The organism is Marmoricola sp. Leaf446 (genome assembly GCF_001424755.1).
GTDB lineage: Bacteria > Actinomycetota > Actinomycetes > Propionibacteriales > Nocardioidaceae > Marmoricola.
In genome coordinates this window covers 95163-119392 of the sequence record NZ_LMRF01000004.1, presented here as the reverse complement: position 1 = coordinate 119392, position 24230 = coordinate 95163, and the positions used below count along the sequence as shown (strand labels likewise).

25 protein-coding genes are annotated in these 24230 nt (G+C 73.8%); 3 read left to right on the top strand and 22 right to left on the bottom strand.

Annotated elements, in window-relative coordinates; translation table 11 throughout:
• Positions 1 to 59: 59 nt before the first annotated feature.
• Both ASG49_RS12245 and ASG49_RS12240 read right to left on the bottom strand, forming a co-directional pair.
• The gene (locus ASG49_RS12245; protein WP_056542245.1) at positions 60 to 1526 is read right to left on the bottom strand and encodes an NAD-dependent succinate-semialdehyde dehydrogenase; all 1467 of its coding nucleotides are present in this window, start codon (positions 1524 to 1526) and stop codon (positions 60 to 62) included.
• Positions 1527 to 1602: 76 nt separating this feature from the next.
• Entirely contained in the window at positions 1603 to 2163 is a 561-nt protein-coding gene (locus ASG49_RS12240; RefSeq protein WP_056542244.1) for an AMP-binding protein, read from the bottom strand.
• Positions 2164 to 2218: 55 nt separating this feature from the next.
• Between ASG49_RS12240 and ASG49_RS12235 the strand changes: the two genes are divergently transcribed.
• Positions 2219 to 3337 (top strand): LOG family protein, encoded by a 1119-nt coding sequence (locus tag ASG49_RS12235; protein WP_056542241.1) that lies wholly within the window; start codon positions 2219 to 2221, stop codon positions 3335 to 3337.
• Here the strand turns inward: ASG49_RS12235 and ASG49_RS12230 are convergent.
• The 11 genes from ASG49_RS12230 to ASG49_RS12180 all read right to left on the bottom strand — a co-directional run bounded on the left by ASG49_RS12230 (position 3230) and on the right by ASG49_RS12180 (position 13387).
• A complete protein-coding gene (locus tag ASG49_RS12230) occupies positions 3230 to 4357 on the bottom strand; it encodes an adenylate/guanylate cyclase domain-containing protein (RefSeq protein WP_056542240.1) in 1128 nt (375 codons plus the stop codon). The genes ASG49_RS12235 and ASG49_RS12230 overlap by 108 nt on opposite strands.
• Before the next feature lie 19 nt (positions 4358 to 4376).
• Positions 4377 to 4787, bottom strand: a complete 411-nt coding sequence (locus ASG49_RS12225; RefSeq protein WP_082534088.1) for a Crp/Fnr family transcriptional regulator — start codon at positions 4785 to 4787, stop codon at positions 4377 to 4379.
• A gap of 115 nt (positions 4788 to 4902) precedes the next feature.
• Complete coding sequence (locus ASG49_RS12220; RefSeq protein WP_235562050.1) at positions 4903 to 6084, bottom strand: glycosyltransferase family 1 protein; 1182 nt, start codon at positions 6082 to 6084, stop codon at positions 4903 to 4905.
• A gap of 168 nt (positions 6085 to 6252) precedes the next feature.
• A complete protein-coding gene (locus ASG49_RS12215; protein WP_056542238.1) occupies positions 6253 to 6921 on the bottom strand; it encodes an SDR family NAD(P)-dependent oxidoreductase in 669 nt (222 codons plus the stop codon).
• Positions 6922 to 7296: 375 nt separating this feature from the next.
• Positions 7297 to 8322, bottom strand: coding sequence for an NAD(P)-dependent alcohol dehydrogenase (locus ASG49_RS12210; protein ID WP_056542236.1), 1026 nt, complete (start codon positions 8320 to 8322; stop codon positions 7297 to 7299).
• Positions 8323 to 8424: 102 nt separating this feature from the next.
• Positions 8425 to 9552, bottom strand: coding sequence for a 23S rRNA (adenine(2503)-C(2))-methyltransferase RlmN (gene rlmN / locus ASG49_RS12205; RefSeq protein ID WP_056542235.1), 1128 nt, complete (start codon positions 9550 to 9552; stop codon positions 8425 to 8427).
• A 62-nt stretch (positions 9553 to 9614) separates the two neighbouring features.
• The gene (locus ASG49_RS18635; protein ID WP_056542233.1) at positions 9615 to 10001 is read right to left on the bottom strand and encodes a hypothetical protein; all 387 of its coding nucleotides are present in this window, start codon (positions 9999 to 10001) and stop codon (positions 9615 to 9617) included.
• Positions 10002 to 10034: 33 nt separating this feature from the next.
• The gene (locus ASG49_RS12195) at positions 10035 to 10340 is read right to left on the bottom strand and encodes a hypothetical protein (RefSeq protein WP_056542231.1); all 306 of its coding nucleotides are present in this window, start codon (positions 10338 to 10340) and stop codon (positions 10035 to 10037) included.
• Positions 10337 to 11932, bottom strand: a complete 1596-nt coding sequence (locus ASG49_RS12190) for a radical SAM protein (protein ID WP_200936303.1) — start codon at positions 11930 to 11932, stop codon at positions 10337 to 10339. Before ASG49_RS12190 ends, ASG49_RS12195 begins: the two co-directional genes overlap by 4 nt.
• On the bottom strand, positions 11929 to 12666 hold the full coding sequence (locus ASG49_RS12185; protein WP_056542229.1) for a prolipoprotein diacylglyceryl transferase: 738 nt from the start codon (positions 12664 to 12666) through the stop codon (positions 11929 to 11931). The genes ASG49_RS12190 and ASG49_RS12185 overlap by 4 nt, the downstream gene beginning before the upstream one ends.
• Positions 12647 to 13387 (bottom strand): TIGR02206 family membrane protein, encoded by a 741-nt coding sequence (locus tag ASG49_RS12180; RefSeq protein ID WP_056542227.1) that lies wholly within the window; start codon positions 13385 to 13387, stop codon positions 12647 to 12649. Before ASG49_RS12180 ends, ASG49_RS12185 begins: the two co-directional genes overlap by 20 nt.
• Positions 13388 to 13490: 103 nt before the next feature.
• On the opposite strand from ASG49_RS12180, the gene ASG49_RS12175 reads away from it, so the two are divergent.
• Complete coding sequence (locus ASG49_RS12175; RefSeq protein WP_235562049.1) at positions 13491 to 14564, top strand: DNA polymerase IV; 1074 nt, start codon at positions 13491 to 13493, stop codon at positions 14562 to 14564.
• A gap of 20 nt (positions 14565 to 14584) precedes the next feature.
• On the opposite strand, the gene ASG49_RS12170 is transcribed toward ASG49_RS12175, so the two are convergent.
• The 5 genes from ASG49_RS12170 to rpsB form a co-directional block, all read right to left on the bottom strand.
• On the bottom strand, positions 14585 to 15490 hold the full coding sequence (locus ASG49_RS12170; RefSeq protein ID WP_082534087.1) for a phosphatidate cytidylyltransferase: 906 nt from the start codon (positions 15488 to 15490) through the stop codon (positions 14585 to 14587).
• 38 nt (positions 15491 to 15528) lie between these two features.
• Entirely contained in the window at positions 15529 to 16083 is a 555-nt protein-coding gene (gene frr, locus ASG49_RS12165; protein ID WP_200936307.1) for a ribosome recycling factor, read from the bottom strand.
• Between the two features lie 20 nt (positions 16084 to 16103).
• Positions 16104 to 16841 (bottom strand): UMP kinase, encoded by a 738-nt coding sequence (gene pyrH, locus ASG49_RS12160; RefSeq protein WP_056542225.1) that lies wholly within the window; start codon positions 16839 to 16841, stop codon positions 16104 to 16106.
• A 138-nt stretch (positions 16842 to 16979) separates the two neighbouring features.
• Positions 16980 to 17792, bottom strand: coding sequence for a translation elongation factor Ts (tsf, locus tag ASG49_RS12155; RefSeq protein ID WP_082534085.1), 813 nt, complete (start codon positions 17790 to 17792; stop codon positions 16980 to 16982).
• 2 nt (positions 17793 to 17794) lie between these two features.
• The gene (gene rpsB / locus ASG49_RS12150; protein ID WP_056542223.1) at positions 17795 to 18835 is read right to left on the bottom strand and encodes a 30S ribosomal protein S2; all 1041 of its coding nucleotides are present in this window, start codon (positions 18833 to 18835) and stop codon (positions 17795 to 17797) included.
• Positions 18836 to 19188: 353 nt separating this feature from the next.
• On the opposite strand from rpsB, the gene ASG49_RS12145 reads away from it, so the two are divergent.
• The gene (locus ASG49_RS12145; RefSeq protein ID WP_056542221.1) at positions 19189 to 19728 is read left to right on the top strand and encodes a peptidoglycan DD-metalloendopeptidase family protein; all 540 of its coding nucleotides are present in this window, start codon (positions 19189 to 19191) and stop codon (positions 19726 to 19728) included.
• Between the two features lie 276 nt (positions 19729 to 20004).
• Here ASG49_RS12145 and ASG49_RS12140 read toward each other — a convergent pair whose 3' ends face one another.
• From ASG49_RS12140 to ASG49_RS12125, 4 genes are read right to left on the bottom strand one after another with little or no spacing between them, the layout of a single operon-like run.
• Entirely contained in the window at positions 20005 to 20964 is a 960-nt protein-coding gene (locus ASG49_RS12140) for a tyrosine recombinase XerC (protein ID WP_056542219.1), read from the bottom strand.
• Positions 20965 to 20968: 4 nt separating this feature from the next.
• Positions 20969 to 22159: a DNA-processing protein DprA gene (dprA, locus tag ASG49_RS12135; protein WP_082534084.1), complete on the bottom strand. Its 1191-nt coding sequence runs from the start codon at positions 22157 to 22159 to the stop codon at positions 20969 to 20971.
• Positions 22156 to 23775, bottom strand: coding sequence for a YifB family Mg chelatase-like AAA ATPase (locus ASG49_RS12130; RefSeq protein ID WP_056542217.1), 1620 nt, complete (start codon positions 23773 to 23775; stop codon positions 22156 to 22158). The genes dprA and ASG49_RS12130 overlap by 4 nt, the downstream gene beginning before the upstream one ends.
• Positions 23775 to 24137 (bottom strand): YraN family protein, encoded by a 363-nt coding sequence (locus ASG49_RS12125; RefSeq protein ID WP_056542216.1) that lies wholly within the window; start codon positions 24135 to 24137, stop codon positions 23775 to 23777. The genes ASG49_RS12130 and ASG49_RS12125 overlap by 1 nt, the downstream gene beginning before the upstream one ends.
• Positions 24138 to 24230: the final 93 nt, after the last annotated feature.

The window sequence follows — 24230 nt, the reverse complement described above, 5'->3', positions numbered from 1 at the left end:
GATGCGTCATACGAGACGGGCGCCTGAGCGACCGTCTCGCATGACGCACCCGGGCGACCTCAGAGCTTGACGGCGACGTACTTGGTCTCGAGGTACTCCGCGATCCCCTCGTTGCCGCCCTCGCGGCCCAGGCCCGACTGCTTGACGCCGCCGAAGGGGGCGCCGGCGTTGGAGACCAGGCCCTGGTTGAGGCCGATCATGCCGGTCTCCAGCGCCTCGCTGACCCGCAGCGCGCGGGACAGGTCACGGGTGAAGAGGTAGGCGACGAGGCCGAACTCGGTGTCGTTGGCCGCCGCGACCGCCTCCTCCTCGGTCTCGAAGGTGGCGATGGGCGCGACGGGGCCGAAGATCTCCTCCTTGAGCAGCCGCGCGTCCGTGGGTACGCCGGTCAGCACGGTCGGCTCGAAGAAGTAGCCCGCCCCGTCGCGGACACCGCCGCCGGTCACGGCCGTGGCGCCCTTGGCGACGGCGTCGTCGACGAGCTCGGCGACCTTGCCGCGCTGGTCGGCGTCGATGAGCGGACCGACGTCGGTGCCCTCGTCAGCGCCGTGGCCGAGCGTGAGCGCCTGCATCTTCTCGGTCAGCCTGGCGGCGAACTCCTCGGCGACGGACGCCTGCACGTGGAAGCGGTTGGCCGAGGTGCAGGCCTCCCCCATGTTGCGCATCTTGGCCACCATCGCCTGCTCGACGGCCGCGTCGAGGTCGGCGTCCTCGAAGACCACGAACGGCGCGTTGCCGCCGAGCTCCATCGAGGTCTTGAGCACCTGCTCGGAGGCCTGGGCGATCAGGGTGCGGCCGACCTCGGTCGAGCCGGTGAAGCTGAGCTTGCGCAGCCGCGGGTCGGCGATGAGCGGCTTGGCCAGCTCGCTGGAGGCGGAGGTCGGCACCACGTTGAGCACGCCCGGCGGCAGCCCGGCGTCCTCGAGCAGCCTCGCCAGCGCCAGCATCGACAGCGGCGTCTGCTCCGCGGGCTTGACGACCATCGTGCAGCCGGCGGCGATGGCCGGGGCGATCTTGCGGGTGCCCATCGCGGCCGGGAAGTTCCACGGCGTGATGAACAGGCAGGGGCCGACCGGCTGCTTCATCACGAGCACCCGCGACTGCCCGTTGCCGGCCTGCTTGAAGTAGCCGTCGATGCGCAGCGCCTCGCCGGTGAACCACCGGAAGAACTCCGCGGCATAGGCGATCTCGCCCTTGGACTCCGCCAGCGACTTGCCCATCTCGAGCGTCATCAGCAGCGCCAGGTCGTCGCTGCGCTCCTGCATCAGCGTGAACGCGCGGTGCAGGACCTCCGAGCGCTCGTTGGGCGGGGTCGCGGCCCAGTCGCGCTGGGCGGCGACGGCGGCGTCCAGGGCAGCCGCACCGTCGGCGACGCTCGCGTCGGCCACCTCGCACAGCGTCTCGCCGGTGGCGGGGTCCTCGACCGGCATGGTCGCGCCCCCCTCGGCGTCACGCCAGGCGCCGCCCACGTAGAGCTGTCGCGGGGCGGCGTCCAGGACGCGTCGGGCGTCGGGGTGGGTGCTCATGCGGGGTCCTTCCGGGTGGACGACGTCGTCACGGGCCCGTGTGCACGCGGCCCGGCTCCCACCCTAGGACCGGCGCTCAGACCTGCAGCAGCCGCCGCAGCGCCTCGGGGGCGTACGGCGCCGGCTCGGCCGCCAGGGCCTCGGCCTGCTCGACCACGCTCCGCGTCGGGGAGTACGCCGCACCGGGCTCGAGCACCTCGCACGCCGCCGGGTCGGTGCGCCCCGCGCGCAGCATCACCGACCAGTCGAGGTCGGGCTCGACCACGACCTCGCCGCCCCGGGTCCGCACCAGGCGGGTGCGTCCGTCGGGAGCCGGGTCGACGCCGCCGGAGACCACCGTGACCGGCGCCGCGGGGTCCTCGTCGGTCCGCACCACGCCCCCCACCCGCGCCGTGGCGAGCGCGGCCACGACGGCCTCGACGGCGTGGTCCTCGGCGAGGTCGACGACCACGGGGACGCCGGGGCCGACGCCGAGGTGGTGCAGCAGGCCACCGAGGGCGGCGACCTCCTCCAGCAGCCGGGCGTGGGTCCAGGTGCGGCCGGCGGGCGCCTGGATCACGGGCTCCTCGCCGCGGCCGTGGATCACGGGGGCGTCGAGGAGGTCCCAGCTGACGTTGGTCACCGAGCGGCTGCGCATGGGACAACGCTAGCCGGGCCCGCTCCGGCCACCACCGCTGCGGCATGATCGGCCGGTGACCCGCAGCGGCAGCCGGAACTGGCACGAGATCGAGTCCCCCGACGAGCTGGCCCTGGCGGTGCAGCGGGTGGGGAGCGGCGGGTCGATGGCCGGCTGGCAGCTGCAGGACGTCGACCTCGGCAGCCAGGAGGCCGCGCTGCTGGCGCTCGACCCCGCCGGCGCCCTGGTGCTGGGCGGCACCATGTCGGCCGCGCTCGAGGAGCACCTCCGCACCGGTGGCGCGCTGGTCTTCCCCGACCTGCCGCACGTGCCCTTCGACCCGTGGCGCCCGCACCTCTACACCCCCGAGGAGCTCTTTGCCGGCCTGGAGGAGGGCGGCTACCCCGGGACCCTCGACGCCCTCGTCTACGGCTGGTCGCGACGCTCCCACCGCGGCCGGCTCGCCGACCAGCTGGCGATGGCGATCCACGACGCGTCGGTCGACGACGCGCTGGAGGAGCGGCTGCGCGGCCGCCGCGTCGTCGGCCTGATGGGCGGCCACGCCGTCACCCGCACCGACGAGGTGTACGCCGCCGCGGCCCGCCTCGCCCACCGGCTCGCGGCCGGCGGGCTGACCGTCGCGACAGGAGGCGGACCGGGCGCGATGGAGGCGGCCAACCTGGGAGCCAGGCTCGGCGACAGCCCGCCCGAGGTTCTCGACGCCGCCCTGGCCGAGGTGTCCGCCGTCCCGTCGTACTCCCCCGACGTCGGGGCCTGGGCCCGCAGCGGCCTGGCCGCCGTCACCGGCCACGACGACCGGCCCGACAGCGGCCGCTCGGTGGGCATCCCGACCTGGCACTACGGCCACGAGCCGCCCAACGTGTTCGCGACGAGCACCGCGAAGTACTTCCGCAACGCCATCCGCGAGGACGTGCTGCTGGAGAAGTGCCGCGACGGCATCGTCTACCTCCCCGGCGCCGCGGGCACGGTGCAGGAGGTCTTCCAGGCGGCGTGCACCAACTACTACGCGCCGGCCGAGGACGTGGCGCCGATGGTGTTCGTGGGCGAGCACCACTGGACCCAGGTGCTACCGGTCTGGCCGCTCCTGCGCGCCCTCGCCGACGGCCGCCCCATGGCCCGCTCCGTCGTCCTCGTCGACGACCCCGCCGACGCCGCCTCGGTCCTGCTCGGCTGAGCGGTCGCCGCGTCGCAGCGACCACGGCTCGAGGCGGCGGTAGCCCTTGACCGACGTACGCCGCACCCGGCGCAGCTTGAGCTCCTCGCGGTCCTGCAGCTCCTCGGCCAGCGACCGGTCGACGAGCACGCGCCCGGGCCGGGAGGTGCCGGTGAGCCGCGAGGCCAGGTTGACGACCGGGCCCAGCACGTCGCCGAAGCGGGCCAGCGCGCGTCCCCAGGCCAGGCCCACCCGCAGCTCGGGGAAGTCGCCGTCGCGGTCGGCCTCCTCGACCAGCTCGAGCGCGATCGCGGCGACGTCCTCGGGCCGGTCGGCGACGAAGAGCACCTCGTCGCCGATCGACTTGATGATGCGACCGCCGTGCCCGCTGACGATCTCCAGCGCCCGCTCCTCGAAGCGGTCGACCAGCCGGGCGGTCTCGCGACGGCTCAACGAGCGGCTCTGCCGGGTGAACCCGACGATGTCGGCGAACCCCACGCCCATGAGCACGCCCTCGGCGTCGACGGCGCTCCCGTCGCCGGTCGCGTCCCCCTCCGACCCCTCGGCCGGGGAGGCGTCGGCCAGCAGCAGCCGGCTCGCGGTGGCGACGGTGTGCCGGCGCCAGACGTAGCTCTGCAGCTGCTCGACCGCGGGCGTGATCCGCTCCATCACCGCCGTCAGCTCCTCGACGTCCATCGCGTCGACGTCGACGACCCGGGCGAGCAGGCCGAGCTGCCACTCGGTGAGCCGCGCGAAGCTGCGGCCCATCGTGCGCACCAGCGCCGACTGGTCCTCCTCGTCGACGACCCCGAGCTCGACGAGCTCCTGGGTGAGCCGCAGCGCGTCGAGGTCGGCGTGGGTGAACGCCACCTCGTCGGGGTCGACGGCGGTGAAGCCGAGCGAGCGCCAGCGCACACGGGCGTCCTCGTAGGGGATGCCGACCTGCTCGGCGATCTGGGCACCGGTCAGCGACGGCTCCTCCCCGAGCAGGAACACCTCGAAGAGGTCGACCAGCTCACGCCGGTCGGGACGCTCGCTCACCGGAGGTCCGACGGGCGGGTCATCCGGCCGCGGGGCCCAGGCGGTCCTCGGTGGTGCCGCGCAGCGCCTCGCCGAAGGCCGGTACGTCGTCGAGCAGGTCGGTCAGCGCCTCCTTGGTGAAGTGCACGACCTCGACGGGGGTCAGGCTGACCACGCTCGCCGAGCGCAGCTTGTGGCCCACGATCGCCATCTCGCCGATGACGTCGCCCGGACCGAGCCGGGTGACCTCCTCCTTGCCCTTGCGGACCGAGACCTCGCCCTCGACGATCAGGTAGGCCTTGTCGCCCGGGGTCTTCTCCCAGATCAGCGACCAGTTGGCCGGCAGCTTGACGTGGCGGCCCTTGCTGACGACCTTCTTCAGGTCCTTCTCGCTCAGGCTCTCCAGCCGGTTCAGCGATCCGAGCTTCCTGGGGTCCAGCTCCTCGGCCATCCGGGGGCCTCCTCACTCGTCGACGAACGTGTTACCGGTGAGTCTCCCGTGACCGTGAGGGCCGTGTCCACCGAATCGCGGGGCCCCGAGACGAGGCTCACGTCGGGCCGAGGACCTACGCACTCGCCCGGTGGCTCGGCGCGAGCGACACCGCGCGGTAGTGCTCCAGCAGCTCGGCGTTGACGGCGTCCCACGAGCGGCGCACGACGCTCGGCCGGGCCGCGCGGGCCAGCCGCGCCCGCAGGGCGGGGCGGGCGCCCAGCGCCTCGACGACGCCGGCCAGGCCGGCCGCGGACCCGGGGTCGAAGAGGAACCCGTTGCGGCCCTCGACCACCAGGTCGAGCGGACCGCCCGCGCGCGGCGCCACCACCGGCACCCCGCTGGCCAGCGCCTCCTGCGCCGACTGGCAGAAGGTCTCGGTGCTGCCCGTGTGGGCGAAGACGTCCAGCGAGGCCACCACCCGGGCGAGGTCCTCGCCGTGGCGCACGCCGAGGAACGACGCCCGCGGCAGCAGCTGGCGCAGCCTGGCCTCCTCGGGCCCTCCCCCCACCAGCACCAGTCGTACGCCGGCCAGCGCGTGCACCCCCCGGAGCAGCTCCAGCTCCTTCTCGGCGGCCAGCCGGCCGACGTACCCCACGAGGAGGTCGTCGCCCGCCTGCAGCTCGGCCCGCAGCGTGCCGGTCCGCCGGCGCGGGTCGAACAGGTCGGTGTCGACGCCCCGGCCCCAGCGGTGCACCCGCTCGACCCCGAGGCCCGCGAGCTGCTCGAGGCTGGCGCTGCTCGGGGCCAGGGTGCGGTCGGCCGGGCCGTGCACCCGTCGGGTGAGCGCCCGCATCAGCGACGCGGCACCCGGGAACGGGTAGCGCTCGGCGAACCCGACGAGGTCGGTCTGGTAGACCGCGACGACGGGCACGCCGAGGCTGCGGGCCGCCTCGCCCGCCTGGTGGCCCAGCCACGCCGGGGAGGCCAGGTGGACCACGTCGGGCATCACCTCGTCGACCAGGCGGCGCAGGTGTGCCCGGGTGGCGACCCCCACCGGGAAGTCACGGTAGGTGGGCATGGCCACGCTGCGGACGCGGTGGAGCGGCGCCCCGGCGTACGACACGGGCCCGGAGGGGGCGACGAGGTGCGCCTCGTGGCCGTGGGCGTGCAGGTGCTCCAGGACGCGGCGCACGGAGTTGGTGACGCCGTTGACCTGCGGCAGGAACGACTCGGTGACGACCAGCACGCGTAGCGGCCGGGCGGCGGGAGGGAGGGCGGGGATCCGGGCAGCGGGGAGACGTACGACGGTGTCCACGGACCCGGACGCTAGGAACCCCGGGTGTCCGGACCGTCCGGCCGCGAGGACGTGCCGGTGAACGACCGGTGGCCGTCACGGAGCGTGCGGACGCGGCACGCCACCCCGCCGGACACAGCGGCGGGGTGGCGTGGGTCGAGCGAGGTGGCGCCGGGTGGTGCGGGCCGCTCAGTCCTCCGAGACCTGGTCGCGCAGGGTGTCGCGCTCCTCGTGGAGCTTCCAGATGCGGTCGGCGAGGACGTCGGGGTCCTTCTCCGCGTCACCGGCGACGATCGCGCCGCCGATGATGAGCTGGCCGACGTAGATGTCCTCCTCACCGAGCACCTCGTGCAGCAGGTCGACGTAGGCCTTCTGGCCGGCGAACGCGATCGAGGTGCCGGTCACGTTGCGACCCGGCTTGACCGCCGAGCCGCCGTTGACGAACAGGATGCTGGGCTTGGCGCCCTCGGGCAGGAAGCGCATGCCGGGGACGACCTGGTGGACCGCGGCGACGGGGCCGTAGATCGAGAACTCGACCGGACCGCGGAGGTCGGCCGGGGTGGTCTCCAGGACGGGCCGCATGAAGTCCTTCTGCGGCAGCGGGCTGTACTGCAGGACCTCGATCGGACCGAGCGTCTCGGTCGCCTTCTCCAGCGCGGCGGCGATGCTGTCGGGGTCGCGGACGTCGGCGGTGAAGCCCTTGGCCTGCACCCCGTCCTGCTCCAGCTCCGCGGCCAGCGCGTCGAGCCGTCCCTGGTGCCGCGAGATCAGGGCCACGGCGAAGCCCTCCTTGCCGAAACGACGGGCGACGGCAGCGCCGAGCCCCTTGCCTGCTCCGATGATGGCGAGTGTGGTCATGCACGTTTCAACCAGACCAACCTGCTGCCGCATTCCCGAGCGTGGGGTTCGTCTCGGTGGGCGCTGCTGGTTCCCCGGACGTCCGGGGAATCTGGTGCCTGGCAGGCGTCGCGATGCCTGCCGAGCAGCAGGAAAGCCTGCCGAGCTGCCCGAGATGTCCGACCCGACAACCCGAGCGACAGCCCCCGCCTCAGGGCGTCAGGATCGCCCGGCCCCGCACCTCACCGGCGTCGATCTCCGGTCGGCCGCTGCTGGTTCCCCGGACGTCCGGGGAATCTGGTACCTGGCAGGCGTCGCGATGCCTGCCGAGCACCAGGAAAGCCTGCCGAGCCGCCCGAGATGTCCGACCCGACGACCCGAGCGACAGCCCCCGCCTCACGGCACCAGGATCGCCCGGCCCCGCACCCCGCCCGCGTCGAGGTCGCGCAGCGCCTGGACGGCGTCGTCGAGGGGGTAGCTGCGGGTGTGGAGCGTGACCAGGCCGCGACGGGCGAGGACCATCAGCTCCGCCAGCTCGTTGTAGGTGCCGACGATGTTGCCGACGACGTTGCGCTCGGTGGAGATGACGTCGAGCGTGGGGATGGAGAGCGTGCCGCCGTACCCGATCACGTAGTCCGAGCCGCCGGGACGCGTCATCTCCCACGAGGTTGCCTCGGCGCCCTGCTCGGCGACGAAGTCGAGCACCACGTCGGCACCCTCTCCCCCGGTCAGGTCCTGCACCGCGCCGACGACGTGCTCGTCGGCGAGCAGGGTGTGGTGGGCGCCGAGCTCGGACGCCAGCTCCAGCGCCGCGGGGTTGGGGTCGACCACGACGACCTCGGTCGCGGTGAGCGCGAGCAGGCACTGGATGCCGATGTGGCCCAGTCCGCCGGCGCCGACCACGACCGCGGTGGTGCCGGGGTGCAGGAGCGGCACCGCCTTGCGGACCGCGTGGTACGCCGTGATGCCGGCGTCCGCCAGCGCCGCGACGTCCTGCGGCTGCACCGACGGGTCGAGCTTGACGCACGCGCGCGCCGAGGTGAGCAGGTAGTCGGCCATGCCGCCGTCGGTGTCGAGCCCGGGGAAGCTGCTGGCCACGCAGTGCATGTCCTGCCCGGCCCGGCAGGCGCGGCACAGGCCGCAGGTCGGCGTCGGGTGCAGGATCACGGTGTCGCCCACGGCGACGTTGGTCACCGCAGAGCCGACCTCCTCCACCCAGCCGGCGTTCTCGTGGCCGAGCGTGTAGGGCAGCGTCGGCCCCATCGCGTCGGCCCACTGGCCCTCCATGACGTGCAGGTCGGTGCGGCAGACACCGGCGCCGCCGATCCGCACCACGACGTCCAGCGGACCGGACACGTGCGGGTCGGGCACCTCCTCGACCACGGGCTCCTGGTGGTAGTCGTGCAGGCGTACGGCGCGCATGGGACCTCCTCGACGGGCAGCACCCGGCACGTCACCGGGCCTGCTGCGGTCGTACCCCACGAGGGGCACGGCACGCACGACGCCCGGTCGGCGCAGGAGGCCTCAGTCGTCGACCGCGGCCAGCTGGCCGCAGGCGCCGTCGATCTCGCTGCCGCGCGTGTCGCGCACGGTGGTGGGGACGCCCTTGGCCTCGAGGCGACGCACGAACTCGCGCTCGTCGGCGGGGTCGCTGGCGGTCCACTTCGAGCCCGGCGTGGGGTTGAGCGGGATCAGGTTGACGTGCACCCAGCCCCAGTCGCCGTAGGAGTTGAGCAGGTCGCCGAGCAGGTCGGCGCGCCAGGCCTGGTCGTTGATGCCGCGCATCATGGCGTACTCGATGGAGACGCGGCGCTTGGTCACGCGGGCGTAGTTCCAGGCCGCCTCGACGGCCTCGGCGACCTTCCAGCGGGTGTTGACGGGCACCAGCTCGTCACGCAGCTCGTCGTCGGGGGCGTGCAGGCTCAGCGCGAGCGTGACCGGGATGCCCTCCTCGGTCAGCTGGTCGATCCGCGGGACCAGGCCGACGGTGGAGACCGTGATGCCGCGGGCCGACATGCCCAGGCCGTCGGGGGTGGGGTCGGTGAGCCGGCGCACCGCGCCGATGACGGCCTTGTAGTTGGCCATCGGCTCGCCCATGCCCATGAACACGACGTTGGAGACGCGGCCGGGACCGCCGGCGACCTCGCCGCGGGCCAGCGCCCGGGCACCGGCCACGACCTGCTCGACGATCTCGGCGGTGGACATGTTGCGCTGCAGGCCGCCCTGGCCGGTGGCGCAGAACGGGCACGCCATGCCGCAGCCGGCCTGGCTGGAGACGCACATCGTCACGCGGCCGGGGTAGCGCATCAGCACCGACTCCACGAGCGCCCCGTCGAAGAGCTTCCACAGCGTCTTGACCGTGGTGCCCTTGTCGGCCTCGAGGGTGCGCAGCGGCGTCATCAGGTGGGGCAGCAGCCCGTCGACGAGCTCCTGGCGCTGGCCGGCCGGCAGGTCGGTCATCTGCGCCGGGTCGTCCACGAGCCGGGAGAAGTAGTGGGCGGAGAGCTGCTTGGCGCGGAAGCCGGGCAGGCCGAGCTCCTCCAGGCGCGCCTTGCGCTCGGCGGCCGTGAGGTCGGCGAGGTGGCGCGGCGGCTTGCCGCGGCGCGGGGGCTCCTCGAAGACGAGGGGCAGGGTCTTGACGGGTTCACTCATGGCCCCTCCATCCTCCCACCGGACCCGTGCCGCGCCCCAATCGAGCGACCTGGGTCACGCGCTCAGCCCGATGCGCCCACCAGGGCGACCAGGATCACCACGCACGCCCCCGCCAGCACGATCAGCACGGTCGCCGCGCCGGCGACGAAGCCGATGGCCCACCAGCGGGTCCGCTCGACCACCAGCGCGGCCACCAGCCCGACCAGCTCGAGCACGACGATCGCCAGCTGGGCCACGCCGCCGAACGCGGGATCCAGCGAGGAGATCTCCGACAGCACGGCGGACGGGATCGAGGTGAGGAAGGCCAGCACGAACATGAGCGGGCCGGCGAGGGCGAAGCCGATCCAGAACTTCGCCTTGTTGCTGGGTCCCGGACGACCCGCGGGGCCGGGCGGGCCGGGCGGGCCGTGCGGCGGGCCGGCGTACGGCGGGGGTGGCGGCTGGCTCATCGGACCTCCCGGTGGTGGGGACGGTGGGCGGGGTCAGACACCGACGTGCCCACCCGTCAGGGCGTACGCCGTGCCGGCCGCTCCGGCGACGGCCAGCGCGACCAGGTAGGCGATCACCAGCCGGGTGTCGCCGAGCCTGCAGCGCGACCGGAGCAGCCCGGCGCGGCGGGCCCGGGTGTAGCCGACGGCGCCCAGCACCGCGAAGCCGAGCAACGCCACGGGACCCAGCAGCCAGGCGAGCAGCGCCACGGTGGCGTAGACGCACAGCCGCAGCGGGTCGAACGACTCGTGCGCCGACGCCTCCTGGTGGGGAGGCGCGACCTGGCGCGGGTCGCTCACCGCTGCACCAGCGGCAGCCCGGCCGCGCTCGAGATCCGGCTGCGCGACAGCGGCGCCCACGCCTGCACCGCGCAGAACGGCGCGCACTGGTGGGCGGGCTCCCCCGCGTCGTCGCGCCCGACGGTGGCGACGTGCACGCAACACTGCGTGAGCCGCTCCTCGATCATCGTGTTCATGTCCATGAAGGGCTTGACCGTCACCCGCAGCACCCGCTCCCCCAGCAGCCGCCGCAGCCGCTGGTGGCCGCCGGGCAGGCGCGAGGCCGCCAGCGTCGTGAGCGTCCCGATGCCGAGGTCGCAGGTGGTGCAGATGTCCTTCCAGATCGAGCCCATGCTCGGGTGCGACAGCGACGACTGCTCCGAGAGCAGGTCGAGCAGCGACTGCCTGACCACCCCGCGGAGCTGATCGGGGACGGCGTCGTCGGCGATCCGGTTGGCCAGCACGTCGGGCTCGAGGTCGAGCCACTGCTTGAGCCGCTCGTGGCCGATCAGGGAGACCAGCGAGCGCCAGGACCCGGAGTCGTCGCGCAGCAGGTAGCCCACCGAGCAGCAGTGCGGGTGCGAGCACGGCAGCGCGGTCAGGTCGCGCCAGGTCACCACCCCGGCCGTCTGCTCCTCCAGCCGCGCCAGCACCCCGGTGTGGGTGAGCCGGTCCAGCGGGTCCAGGCCGGCCGAGCGGCCTGAGCCGAAGACCGGCTGGATGGTCACGCCCCCGACGTACGGCGTGTCCAGCGCCCGCTTGAGCACCGCGCCGATCTCGTCGTCGTTGACGCCGAGCGCCGCGGTCATGGTCAGCGTGGTGAAGACGCCGGCGCCCGAGAGCCGCTCGACGGCGCGCTCCTTGAAGCGGCGGATGTCGGCGCCGCGGTGGTGGACCGAGGCCTGGGCCGACTCCCCGTCGTACTGCAGGTAGACCTCGACGCGCTCGCGGTGCTGCGTCAGCAGCGCCAGCAGGTCGTCGTCCTGGGCGATGGCCAGGCCGTTGGTGTTGACCAGCACCCGCACGACGGGGCGGGCGGCGACGGCCTCGAGCAGCTCGGCCAGCCAGGGGTAGAGCGTCGGCTCGCCGCCGCTGAGCATCAGCACGTCGATGCGACCGCGCTCGCGGGCCAGCCGCGCGTCGATCGAGGCCAGCACCTGCTCCAGCGGCGCCACCGAGGCCAGCGCCGGCGCGGAAGCGGCGAAGCAGGTCGGGCACTTGAGGTTGCAGTGGTCGAGCAGGTCCTCGAGCAGGATGCAGGTGTGCTGGGTCTGCATCTCCGGCAGCCCGTGCTCGTACGCCGCCGGCACGGGCGCGAAGTTGCCGACCAGGTCGGGCGTGTGGACCTTGGTCGGTGCCGTCCACTGCTCGAGGTAGGACAGGATCTCCGGCGACTCGTCGTACAGCGTGCGGACGAGGCCGTGGCTCGCGCAGCCCCGCTCGAGCCAGATGCGCCCCTCCCGCTCGACCAGCCAGCCCGAGAGCCGCTGCACCTCGGCGAGCGGCCGATCGGGACGCTCCTCGTGGCACAGCGGGCAGAAGGCGTTGACGTAGCGGTGGATCCGGTCGCCGCGCAGCGGCATCCCCGGGCCCCGGGCGGGCGCGGCGGTCATCGGGCGACCAGCTCCTCGGACGTGGACGGGCGGACGGCGCGGTAGGCACCCGAGCGCCAGCGGACACCGATGCGCAGCAGCACCAGCGGGACGGTGACGGCGAGGAACAGCTGGGGGCGGGTCAGGCCGGCCCACACCACCTCGTTGCCGCGGGAGAGCTCGATGACGAAGCGGAAGACGCCGTACGCCGCCACCCACCACACGAACAGCTCGCCCGGGGGCAGCGGGCGGTGCCGCAGCCACCACCAGATCACCGCGAAGCTCGCGGCGTGGAAGGCGATCTCCGGGACGAAGGAGAAGTTGGTGCCCCCGTCGGGCCGGGGCTCGGTCAGCAGGCAGCCGACCCGCCCGACGGCCATCCCGAGCGCCACCGCGGGGGCGAACAGGTCGCCGGTGCGCACCCGGTAGCCCACCAGCCGCTTGGCCACGTGCACCCCCAGCCAGGCCCCGACGAGACCGCCCAGGACGCTGCGGTTGCCACGCAGCCACTGCTCGACCAGCGTCGCGTTGTCGCGCAGGTCTGCGTGCTGCAGCCAGGTGCCGAGCCGCATGAACAGCGCGCCACCGACCAGGGCGCCGGTGACCACGACGAGCAGCCGGTCGTCGGTGTGCCCCCGCCGGCGGGCCTCGACGACGAAGACTCCGACGGCCACGGCGACCCCCAGTGCGACGAAGGTGCCGTGGGTGTCGACCGGCAGCGGCACGCCCAGCAGGTCACCGAGGGTAGGGAACAACCGCCGCTCCTTCCGGGACGCGTCCGCCGCGTGGGCGACACCCTGCCACGGCCGCGGTGATCACCAGCCACACCACGAGCACGATCCCGACCTCCGCCGCGACGTACGTCGGCCAGGGACCGAGCAGGTCGAGCGCCGACCCGCCCGAGGGCTTGCCGTTGAGGTAGCCGTAGTTGGTGCCGACCACGGCGTTGAAGGTCATCAGGAACGCCACCCAGGCCAGGGTCACCACGACCGCGACGCGCAGCCCGCGCCAGCTCGGCCGTCCCTGGCCGGTGGCGCCGAGGTGGACCGCCGACCAGATGGTCAGCAGGTGCATCGACCAGAACATCAGGTAGCGCGGGTCCGGGAAGGTCTCCACCAGCGCGGGCGTCACCACCGCCTGCGGCACCAGCGTGACGCCCCACAGCAGCAGCACCTGCGCGGGCCGCCGCCGACCGGTCCACAGCGCCCACGCCGCCAGCATCCAGGCGAGGTCGCAGATCTGCAGCGGCAGCGAGGTGCCCAGCCGGAAGTCGCCGGGCAGCAGCTGCAGCAGCTGGAGCGGCACCGTGGTGACGACCAGCAGCACCGCCACCGCGCGCCGGAACGACGGCTCCACCCCCCGAGCACGGAGCCGTCGTCCCAGCCACACGGCTCCCGCGCACCCGACCAGGCAGACCGCGAGCCACGCGAGGTGGTCGGGGCCGAATGCCTGGAAGCGGGCGTCGGCGGGATCCATGCCGTGATCCTTCCGGGGTCGGGGGGCGCCGTCATGGGTGCAGGTACTCAGTCCGACCCGGGTACGACGCGCCATCTCGGGTCCTCGCGGGTCATCATGGACCGTGCCCTGGGTGCTGCACGTCGACATGGACCAGTTCATCGCCGCGGTCGAGGTCCTGCGCCGTCCCGAGCTGGCCGGCCGGCCCGTGGTCGTCGGCGGGCGCGGCGACCCGACGGAGCGGGCGGTGGTCGCGACGGCGAGCTACGAGGCGCGCGAGCACGGCGTCCGGTCGGGGATGCCGCTCAAGGTCGCCGTACGACGCTGCCCGGACGCGGTGTTCCTGCCCAGCGACCACGCGGCGTACGACGCGGCCTCGGCGGTCGTGATGGACACGCTCCGCGCACAGCCGGGCGCCGTGGTGCAGGTGCTCGGCTGGGACGAGGCGTTCGTCGGGGTCAGCGCCGACGACCCCGAGTCCTGGGCCCGGTCCGCACAGGCGGCCGTGCTCGCCGCGACCGGGCTGCACTGCAGCGTCGGGATCGGCGACACCACCGTGCGCGCCAAGACCGCCACCGACTTCGGCAAGCCGCGCGGCACCTTCCGGCTGACCCGGGAGAACTGGTTCGCGGTGATGGGAGGCCGTCCCACCCGCGACCTGTGGGGCGTGGGCAGCCGGATCGCGGCGCGGCTGGCCGCGCTCGGCATCGCCACCGTCCACGACCTCGCTGCGGCGGACGACGCGGTGCTGGCGGCCGAGTTCGGGCCGGCCACCGGCCCCCACCTGGGCCGGCTGGGACGCGGGGTGAGCACCGACGTCGTCGACGACACCCCGTGGGTGGCCCGGGCCCACGGCCGTGAGACGACCTACCAGCGCGACCTGCAGCGCGGGCCCGAGGTCGACGCGGCGCTGCTCGAGCTCGCGACCCAGGTGGTGGCCGACATCCGCGCCGAGGGCCGGGCCTGCGTGCGGGTGCACCTCAAGGTCAGGTTCGCCCCGTTCTTCACCGTCAACCGCTCGCGCAAGCTCCCCGCGCCGACGTACGACGCGCAGGTGGTCGCCGCCACGGCCGGTGACCTGCTCGCCGCCCTGGACGACGACCGGGCCGTCCGCCTGCTCGGCGTGCGCGCCGAGATGGAGCCGCCCGAGGGCGGCTACGACCCGCCGCGCACCCATGGCCGCCGCGGCAGTCCCTGACCGCGGTCCCGTGGGCCGCCTCAGAAGACGAGGTAGTGCAGCACCAGCCAGATCGGGGCGATGGTCGCGAGCAGCGAGTCGAGCCGGTCCATCAGCCCGCCGTGGCCGGGGATGATCTGGCTCATGTCCTTGATGCCGAGGTCGCGCTTCATCACCGACTCGCACAGGTCGCCCAGCGTCGCCATGACCACGGCGATCAGGCCGAGCACGACGCCGATCCACCAGTCGGCCCCGAGCAGCAGCACCACGAGCAGCACGCCCGCAGCGACGCAGGCGATCGCCGACCCGGCGAACCCCTCCCACGACTTCTTGGGCGAGATCACCGGCGCCATCGGGTGCTTGCCGAACAGCACGCCGGCGACGTACCCCCCGATGTCGGAGGCGATGGTGATCACCACGAAGGTGACGATGCCCTTGACGCCGTCGCTGCCGTCCTCGGCGAGCAGCAGCGCCACGAAGGAGCCCAGGAAGGGGATGTAGATGAGGGTGAACACCGACGCGGTGGCGTTCTTGACGTAGCCGTCGACCCCGCGGCGCAGCAGCCACAGCATCGTCACCAGTGCGGTGACGGCGGTGGCCGTGATCAGCGCGTCGGGGCCGTCGTCACGCCCGCCCAGAAAGGCCACGACCACCATGACCGAGCCGCCGAGCATCAGCGGCTCCTGCGGCAGGTCGATCCCGCGCGCCTGCAGGCCCCGGTGCATCTCCCAGACCGCCACCAGCACGGCGGCGACCACGATGAGCATGAACGCCGGCTTCCAGATCACCAGCGAGAGGATGATCGCCGCGCCCAGCCCGACCCCCGAGCCGATGGCGGCGGGCAGGTTGCGGCCCGCGCGCGAGGTCTTGACCGCCTCGGCGGGCGGGTGGACGACGGGGTCGGTCGGCTGCGGGGGCTGGTGCTGCGGCGACGGCGGCTGGGTCACGGGGAGACGGGCCGGACGGGCGAGGTGCTCGGAGGTCCTCAGACCTCGAGCAGCTCGGCTTCCTTGGTCTTGAGCATCTCGTCGATCTGGTCGACGTGCTTCTTGGTGGTCCCGTCCAGCTTCTTCTCCGCGCCGGTGACGTCGTCCTTGCCGACCTCGCCGTCCTTCTCCAGCTTCTCCAGCGCCTGCTTGGTGTTGCGCCGGATGTTGCGCACCGAGACCTTGCCGTCCTCGGCCTTCGCGCGGGCGATCTTGATGTACTCCTTGCGGCGCTCCTCGGTCAGCTCGGGGAAGACGCAGCGGATGACCTTGCCGTCGTTGGAGGGGTTCACGCCCAGGTCGCTGTCGCGGATGGCGCGCTCGATCGCCGGCAGCGCGCTCATGTCGTACGGCGCGACCAGGATGATCCGGGCCTCGGGCGCGGTGAACGAGGCGATCTGCTGCACGGGCGTGGGCGTGCCGTAGTAGTCCGCGGTGAGCTTGGAGAACATCTGCGGGTTGGCCCGGCCGGCGCGGATGGCGGCGAACTCCTCGCGGGTGACCTCGACGGCCTTCGCCATGCGCTGGTCGGCGTCGGACAGGGACTGGTTGATCGTCACGGGGTTCTTCTCTCCTAGCGTGGGTGGCGCCCGTCGCTGCCGGGTCCGGCGCTGACGAGCGTTCCGATCTTCTCACCCTGGACGACGCGCAGGATGTTGCCTTCCGGGCTCATGCCGAACACGACCATGGGCAGCTTGTTCTCCATGCAGAGCGCGAACGCGGTGGCGTCGGCGACCTTGAGGCCCTGGCGCAGCGCGTCGTCGAAGCTGAGCTCGTCGTACTTCACCGCGTCGGGGTGGGTGCGGGGGTCCGCGTCGTACACCCCGTCCACGCCGTTCTTGCCCATCAGCACGACCTCGCACTTGGTCTCCAGAGCCCGCTGGGCGGCGACCGTGTCGGTGGAGAAGTAGGGCAGGCCCGCGCCGGCGCCGAAGATGACGACGCGGCCCTTCTCGAGGTGGCGGATCGCCTTGCGCGGGATGTAGGGCTCGGCGACCTGGCCCATGGTGATGGCGGTCTGCACGCGGGTCTCCACGCCCTCCTTCTCCAGGAAGTCCTGGAGGGCCAGGCAGTTCATCACGATGCCGAGCATGCCCATGTAGTCGGCGCGGGCCCGGTCCATGCCGTGCTGCTGGAGCTCGGCACCGCGGAAGAAGTTGCCGCCGCCGGTGACGATCGCGACCTGGACCCCGGCCTGCTGCACCGAGGCGACCTCCCGCGCGATCCCGCGCACCACGTCGGGGTCGACCCCGACCTTGCCGCCCCCGAAGACCTCGCCGGAGAGCTTGAGGAGCACCCGTTCGTACGCCATGTCCGATCCCCTTCCGCGTGCCCCGTCGTCCGACCCCCGGAACCTACTCGACGGTCCCGGCGGGCGGGAAACCCGGTGCCCGAGCACGACGAAGGGCGCCGTCCGGTGGACGACGCCCTTCGTGGATGGGTCAGTGCGTCAGGCGCCGACCTCGAAGCGGGCGAACCGCTTCACGGTGACGCCGGCGGCGTCGAGGACGGCCTTGACCGTCTTCTTGTTCTCCGAGACCGACGCCTGGTCGAGCAGGACGACGTCCTTGAAGAAGCCGTTGAGGCGACCCTCGGCGATCTTGTCGATCACCTGGTCGGGCTTGCCCTCCTCGCGGGCGATGGCAGCGCCGATCTCGCGCTCCTTGTCGACCACCTCGGCGGGCACCTCGTCGCGGCTGAGGTACTGCGGCTTCATCGCCGCGATCTGCATCGCGGCACCGCGGGCGGCCTCGGCGTTGCTGCCGTCGTACTCCACGAGCACGCCGACGGCGGGCGGCAGGTCGGCCGCACGCTTGTGCAGGTAGACCACGGACTGGCCGTCGAAGTGCGCGACCTCGCCGAGCTCGATCTTCTCGCCGATGGTGGCGGCGAGGTCGGCGACGACCTCACCCACGGTCTTGCCGTCCAGCTCGACACCCTTGAGGGTCTCGACGTCGCCGGCGCGGGCCTGGTCGGCCGCCTCGGCGATGCGCTGGGCGGTGGCGACGAAGTCGGCGTTCTTGGCGACGAAGTCGGTCTCGCTCTTGAGCTCGACCAGCGCGCCCCCGGAGGAGACCACGAGGCCGGAGGTGGCCTCGCGCTCGGCGCCGCGCTCGGCGGCCTTCTTGCCCAGCTTGATGCGGAGCAGCTCGGCGGCCTTGTCGAAGTCGCCGTCGGCCTCGGTGAGGGCCTTCTTGCTGTCCATCATGCCCGCGCCGGTCTGGTCGCGGAGCTTCTTGACGTCGGCGGCGGTGATCGCCACGCTCAGTCCTCCTTCTTCTCGGTCTCCGCGGGGGCGGCCTCGGCGGCCGCGTCGGCGGTGTTCTCGGTCGAGGCCTCGGTCGAGGTCTCGGCGGTGTTCTCCACGGCGGCGGACTCGGCGGCGGCCGACTCCGCGGCGGGGGCCTCGGTCGCGGCGGCGGGAGCCTCGACGGCCTCGCTGCTGGCGCCGGTGGCCTCGGTCGCGGGGGTGGCCTCGGTGGCGGTGTCGCCACCGGTCGCGGCGACGGCGGCCTTCTCGACCTTGTCACCGTCCTGGCCCTGCAGCAGGTCGCGCTCCCAGTCGGCCAGCGGCTCGTCGGCACCCACGCCCGCGTCGGTGCCGGTCTTGGCGCCGGAGCGGGAGATGAGGCCGTCGGCGACGGCGTCGGCGACCACGCGGGTCAGCAGCGAGACGGCGCGGATCGCGTCGTCGTTGCCCGGGATCGGGAAGTCGACCAGGTCGGGGTCGCAGTTGGAGTCCAGGATCGCGATGATCGGGATCCGGAGCTTGCGCGCCTCCTCGACGGCCAGGTGCTCCTTGTTGGTGTCCACGATCCACACCGCCGAGGGGGTGCGGGTCATGTCACGGATGCCGCCGAGCGTCTTGTCGAGCTTGACCTGCTCGCGACGCATGTGGAGCAGCTCCTTCTTGGTGCGACCGGAGCCGGCCACCGCGTCGAAGTCGACGTCGTCGAGCTCCTTGAGGCGGTTGATCCGCTGGTGCACGGTCTGGAAGTTGGTGAGCATGCCGCCGAGCCAGCGCTGGTTGACGTAGGGCATCCCGACGCGGGTGGCCTGCTCGGCGATCGCCTGCTGGGCCTGCTTCTTGGTGCCGACGAACATGATCGTGCCGCCCTTGGCGACGGTGTCCTTGATGAACGCGAAGCTCGTGTCGATGTAGGACAGCGACTGCTGCAGGTCGATGATGTAGATGCCGTTGCGCTCGGTCATGATGAAGCGCTTCATCTTGGGGTTCCAGCGACGGGTCTGGTGCCCGAAGTGGACGCCGCTCTCGAGGAGCTGGCGCATGGTGACGACTGCCATCTGCTTCTTTCCTGTCGTGGCCCCGCACGCGGGCGCGCGTGGGCCGTGGTCAGTTCTCGCAGGGGCCCGCGGGTGCGGGGTGGCCTGCCCTGACGCTCGTGCGGGACCCCACCCACCGCAGCGGGCTGCGGTGGGACCGAGGGCCTCGCCCGTGGTGCTCCACCGGAGCGGAAAGGCACCGGTGGCACGGTCGACGAGCGTGCGAAGTCAACCCACGGATGGGTTGCTGGGGTCAGTCTAGGCCGGGGCCACAGGGATGTCGAAACGTCCACAGGGCGCCCTGCGGCGCCGTTCGTCCACAGCCCGGGCCCGGGCCCTGGCGTCGCCCGACGACGGGGCCGAGCCTGGCACGCATGACGTCCCGCACCCGCATCCTCCCCCGCGCGCTCGCCCTCTGCGTCCTGGCCGCCCTGCTCGTCGGCCCGGCTCCGACCGCCGGGGCGGCGTGGTGGGACCCGGCACCCGCTACCGCCCGCGACGGCGCCTGGCCGCTGCTCCCCCGGCCCCGCATCGCGGAGGGCTTCGACCCGCCGGAGGTGCGCTGGGGGTCGGGGCACCGCGGGGTCGACCTCGCCGGCTCGCCCGGCGCGGCCGTACGGGCGGCGCTGCCGGGCCGGGTCTCGTTCTCCGGGACGGTCGCGGGCCGCGGCGTGGTCGTGGTCGACCACGGGGGCGTGCGCACGACCTACCAGCCCGTGGCCGCTCGGATCCCCGTCGACCAGCAGGTCGCGCGCGGCGAGGTCGTGGGCCGGCTCGCGCTCGCGGGGAGCCACTGCCTGCCCGCCGCCTGCCTGCACTGGGGACTGCGTCGGGGCGAGGACTACCTCGACCCGCTGACACTGGTCGGCGGTGGCCCGGTGCGGCTGCTGCCGTTCTTCGACGGAGCAGTCTGACCGGCCCTCCCCGACCCTTTCCCGGCCCTCCCCGACCTGCGGTCCGCCGTGGGCCGGTCCGCCGTGGGACGTCATACGAGATGGCTCCCCGCACGACCAGGTCGTATGACGTCCCGCCCCGGGACCAAGCGGCGAGGTGGGACGTCATACGAGATGCCTCCCCGGACGACCAGGTCGTATGACGTCCCGCCCCGGGACCAAGCGGCGACGTGGAACGTCATACGAGATGGCTCCCCGGACGACCAGGTCGTATGACGTCCCGGGCGGCGGGCAGGCTCAGGCGCGCGGGTGCGCCAGCCGGTACGCCGAACGCAGCCGCTCGCTGCTGACGTGGGTGTAGATCTGCGTCGTCGCCAGCGAGGCGTGACCGAGCAGCTCCTGCACGGTGCGCAGGTCGGCGCCGCCCTCCAGCAGGTGCGTCGCCGCCGTGTGGCGCAGCCCGTGCGGGCCCATGTCGGGCGCGTGCGGCACGTCGGCGAGGCGGGCGTGCACCAGCGTGCGCACGGCGCGCTGGTCGACTCGGCCACCCCGTGCCCCCAGGAAGAGCGCCGCCCCGGAACCGCTCACGGCCAGCGCGGGGCGACCCGCCTCGAGCCACCGTCCGAGCGCCCGGTCGGCCGGCAGCCCGTAGGGCACGGTCCGCTCCTTGCGGCCCTTGCCGAGCACCCGCACCACCCGACGCTCCCGGTCGAGGTCGTCGACGTCGAGTCCGGCCAGCTCCCCGACCCGGATGCCGGAGGCGTAGAGCAGCTCGAGGACCGCGACGTCGCGGAGCCCGACCGGGCTGCCGTCGTCGGCCCGCTCGGCGGCGGCGTCGAGCAGCAGCCGGGCCTGCTCGGCGCTCAGGGCGGCCGGCAGCGTGCGGTGCGCCCTGGGCGACCCCAGCGAGGCACCGACGTCGTCGGCGGTCCGACCGGTGCGCCGCGCCCACGCCGTGAACACGCGCACCGCGGTCGCGCGGCGGGCGATCGTCGTGCGGGCCCGACCGAGGGTCTGCTGCTTGGCCAACCAGCTGCGCAGCGTGCGCAGCTGCAGCTGGTCGAGCTCGTCGTGGCCGAGGGCGGCGGCGTGCTCGAGCAGGCTCGTGACGTCGCTGAGGTAGGCGCGGACGGTGTGGGCCGTCAGGTCGCGCTCGGCCCGCAGGTGCCGCTCGTAGTCGCCCAGGACCCGGGCGAAGGGCTCGGGCAGCCCGGGCTCGTCCTGCTCCCGCTGCTCGTCCTCGTCGTGACCGGCCACCGCCTCAGGGTAGGGAGGACGGAGCCGGCGGCCCTGCAGGCGCGTCGAGGCCGGGCAGCGCGTGATCGCCGTCGCGCACCCGCCAGCGGCCGAGCCCGTGCTCGACCAGGCCGGCGCGGTGGAGCACCAGCAGCGCCTCCTGCGTGCGGGTGAGGGACAGCCCGGCGGTGCGTCCGACCGAGCGGGCGTCGGCGCCACGCACCAGCGGCACCGCGTCGAGCACCTGGCGCTCACGCGCGGTGAGCCGGTCACGGGCAGACTCCGGCGCGCGCGGGTCGGCGAGCGCGAAGCTGCCGACGGGGCTCACCGCCTCGAGCACCTCCTCCCCGCAGGTGACGAGCAGCGCGTCGCGGGCCCGGACCAGCTGGTGCACGCCGGCGGACGGGGCGCTGGTCACGGGGCCGGGCACCCCCATCACGACGCGGCCGAGCCCCTGCGTCCAGCTGGCCGTGTTGAGGGCGCCGCTGCGCACCGCCGCCTCGACCACGACCGTCCCTCGGGCGAGAGCAGCGATCAGACGGTTGCGGGCGAGGAACCGGATGCGCGTCGGGGCGGCGCCGGGGGCGGCCTCGGAGACGACCAGGCCGACGTCGGCGACGTAGTCGATCAGCGCGCGGTGCGCGGTCGGGTAGGCCCGGTCGGCCCCGCAGGCGAGCACCGCCACGGTCGGCCCGCGGGCCGCCAGGCTGCCCCGGTGGGCGGCCTGGTCGATCCCGAAGGCGGCACCCGAGACGACCGTCCAGTCCTCGCGCGCCAGGACCGCGGCGACGTCGGTGGCCACGGCCGCGCCGTACGTCGTGGCGGAGCGCGAGCCGACGACCGCGACCGACCGCTCCACCGTCTCGGCCAGCCGCAGCGGGCCGCGGCACCACAGGCCGACGGGGACCCCGCCGCGCTCGTGCAGGTGCGGGGCGAGCGCGAGCGCGTCCAGACCCGCGGGCCACTCGTCGTCCCCCGGGACCACGAACCGCAGGCCGCGGCCGGCGGCCGTCTGGAGCTCACGGGCCGGGTCGACCGAGGCGAGCCGGTCGCGCAGGTCGGTCGCCAGGTCGCCCGCGGCCGCCTGGTCCTGCAGCGCGCCCAGCACGGTCACGGCCCCGAGCTCGTGCACGAGGTCGGTCAGGCGCGGGTCGCCGGGCTCGCCGATGCGCGAGAGCACCACCCGGGCCAGCCGCTCGTCCTCGTCGGCGCTCACGCGGTCCTCCCCCGCACCATCCGCGGCAGGCTGCCCATGAGCAGCGGTGCCGCCGAGCGCAGCCGCAGCGCGACGTCGAGCTCCTCGGGGCCGGGACGCTCGAGCCCGGCCAGGTCGGCCACCGACCAGGCGACGCGATGGGCGCGCACCGCCCCGCGCCGGGTGAGGCGGGTGCGCATCACCTCGTCCTCGAGCCGGGCCGCGGCCAGGGGTGCCAGCGGCCACTCCTCCCGCAGCGCCGGACCGGGTGCGTGGGCGTTGAGGCGCCACGGGAGGCCGGCGTAGCGCTCGCCCTGCCGATCGCGCGCCGCGGCCACCCGGACGCGGACCTCCGCCGAGGACTCGGGGCGCTCGAAGGGCAGGCTGCCGGCGGACCCGTCGCGGACGGGCTCGACGAAGCGCGTGATGTCGATGCGGTCGGCGACCGGGCCGGAGACCTTGGCGCGGTACTCCCGGCGGGCCTGCTCGGAGCAGGTGCACCGGTGGTCGCGCGCCCAGGGGTGGTACTCCCCGCACCGGCAGGGGTTGGAGGCGAAGACGAACATCGCCCGGGCCGGGAAGGTGGCGTCGTCCTCTCCCCGCGAGATCGAGATCTCGCCCGCCTCCAGGGGCTCGCGCAACGCGTCGACGACGTCGGAGGGGAACAGCGGGAACTCGTCGAGGAACAGCACGCCCAGGTGGGCCTTGCTGACGTCACCGGGGCGCACCCGTCCCGTGCCGCCGCCGAGGATCCCGCTGCGCGAGGCCGAGTGGTGGGGGTTGCGGAACGGCGGGCGCGTGATGCGCGTCGAGCCCGGTGGCAGCGAGCCGCAGAGCGAGTGGACGGCCGTCAGCTCGAGCGACTCGGCGTCGGTCAGGTCGGGCAGCAGCCCGGGGATGCGCTCGGCGATGGTGGTCTTGCCGGACCCTTTGGGGCCGGTGAGGAGCAGGTGGTGCCCACCCGCGGCCGCGACCTCCACGGCGTACCGCGTGTCGGGGATGCCGAGCACGTCGGCGAGGTCGAGGTCGTCGAGGCGCTGCTCCCCGCGCCAGGTCAGCAGCGGTGACCCGGTCATCGCCTCGACCGGCGGGGCGTCGGGGACCTCCTCACCGGCCAGCAGCGCCACCGTCTGGCCGAGCGAGCGGATGCCGAACACGCTGAGGCCCTCCACCATCCGTGCCTCCTCGACCTGGGGCTCGGGCACGAAGACGGTGTGGATGCCCCGGGCGGCGGCGGCCATCACCATCGGCAGCACGCCCGGCACGCAGCGGACCCGGCCGTCGAGGGTCAGCTCCCCCACCAGTGCGGTGCCGCGCAGCGCCGCGGCGGGGATGGTGGGGTCGGCGGCCGCCAGCACGGCCACCGCGATGGCCAGGTCGAAGTGCGGACCGCGCTTGGGCAGGTCGGTGGGCGAGAGCAGGATCGTCACGCGACGGGTGTTGGGCCAGCGTCGCTTGTCGCTGTCGAAGACCGTGTTGCCGATCGCGGCCTTGCAGCGGTCGCGCGCCTCGTTGATGGAGGTGTCGGGCCGCCCCACCAGGGAGGTGCCGACCACCCCGGCGGCGAGGTCGACCTGCACGTCGACGACGTGGCCGACGGTGCCCTGCAGCGAGACGGTGTGCGTGGTGGCGACCATCAGCCGATCCCCCGCACGTGCTCCACGTCGGCCACGCCGCGGTCGCGCATCAGCACCCCGACCACGTCGATGCGCACGCCGACCGGACGCACGTCGTGCGCCTCGAGCCACCGCGCGGCGAGGCGCCTCAGCCGCTGGGCCTTGACGGCGTCGACCGCCTCCAGCGGGTGGCCGTACGCCGCGGACCGCCGCGTCTTGACCTCGCAGAACACCAGCACGTCACCGTCGCGCAGCACCAGGTCGAGCTCGCCGGCGTCGCAGCGCCAGTTGCGGTCGATCACGGTCATGCCCGCCTCGACCAGGCGACGGGCGGCCAGGCCCTCGCCGTACTGCCCCAGGCTCTTGTTGCGCTCTCCGGTCATGGGGCCACGACACACCTGGGCCGACGCCAGCGACGGGTAGGAAGGTCGACCTGTGGACGGAGCCCTCGGTGAGAACGGCTGTGGAGTCTGGGA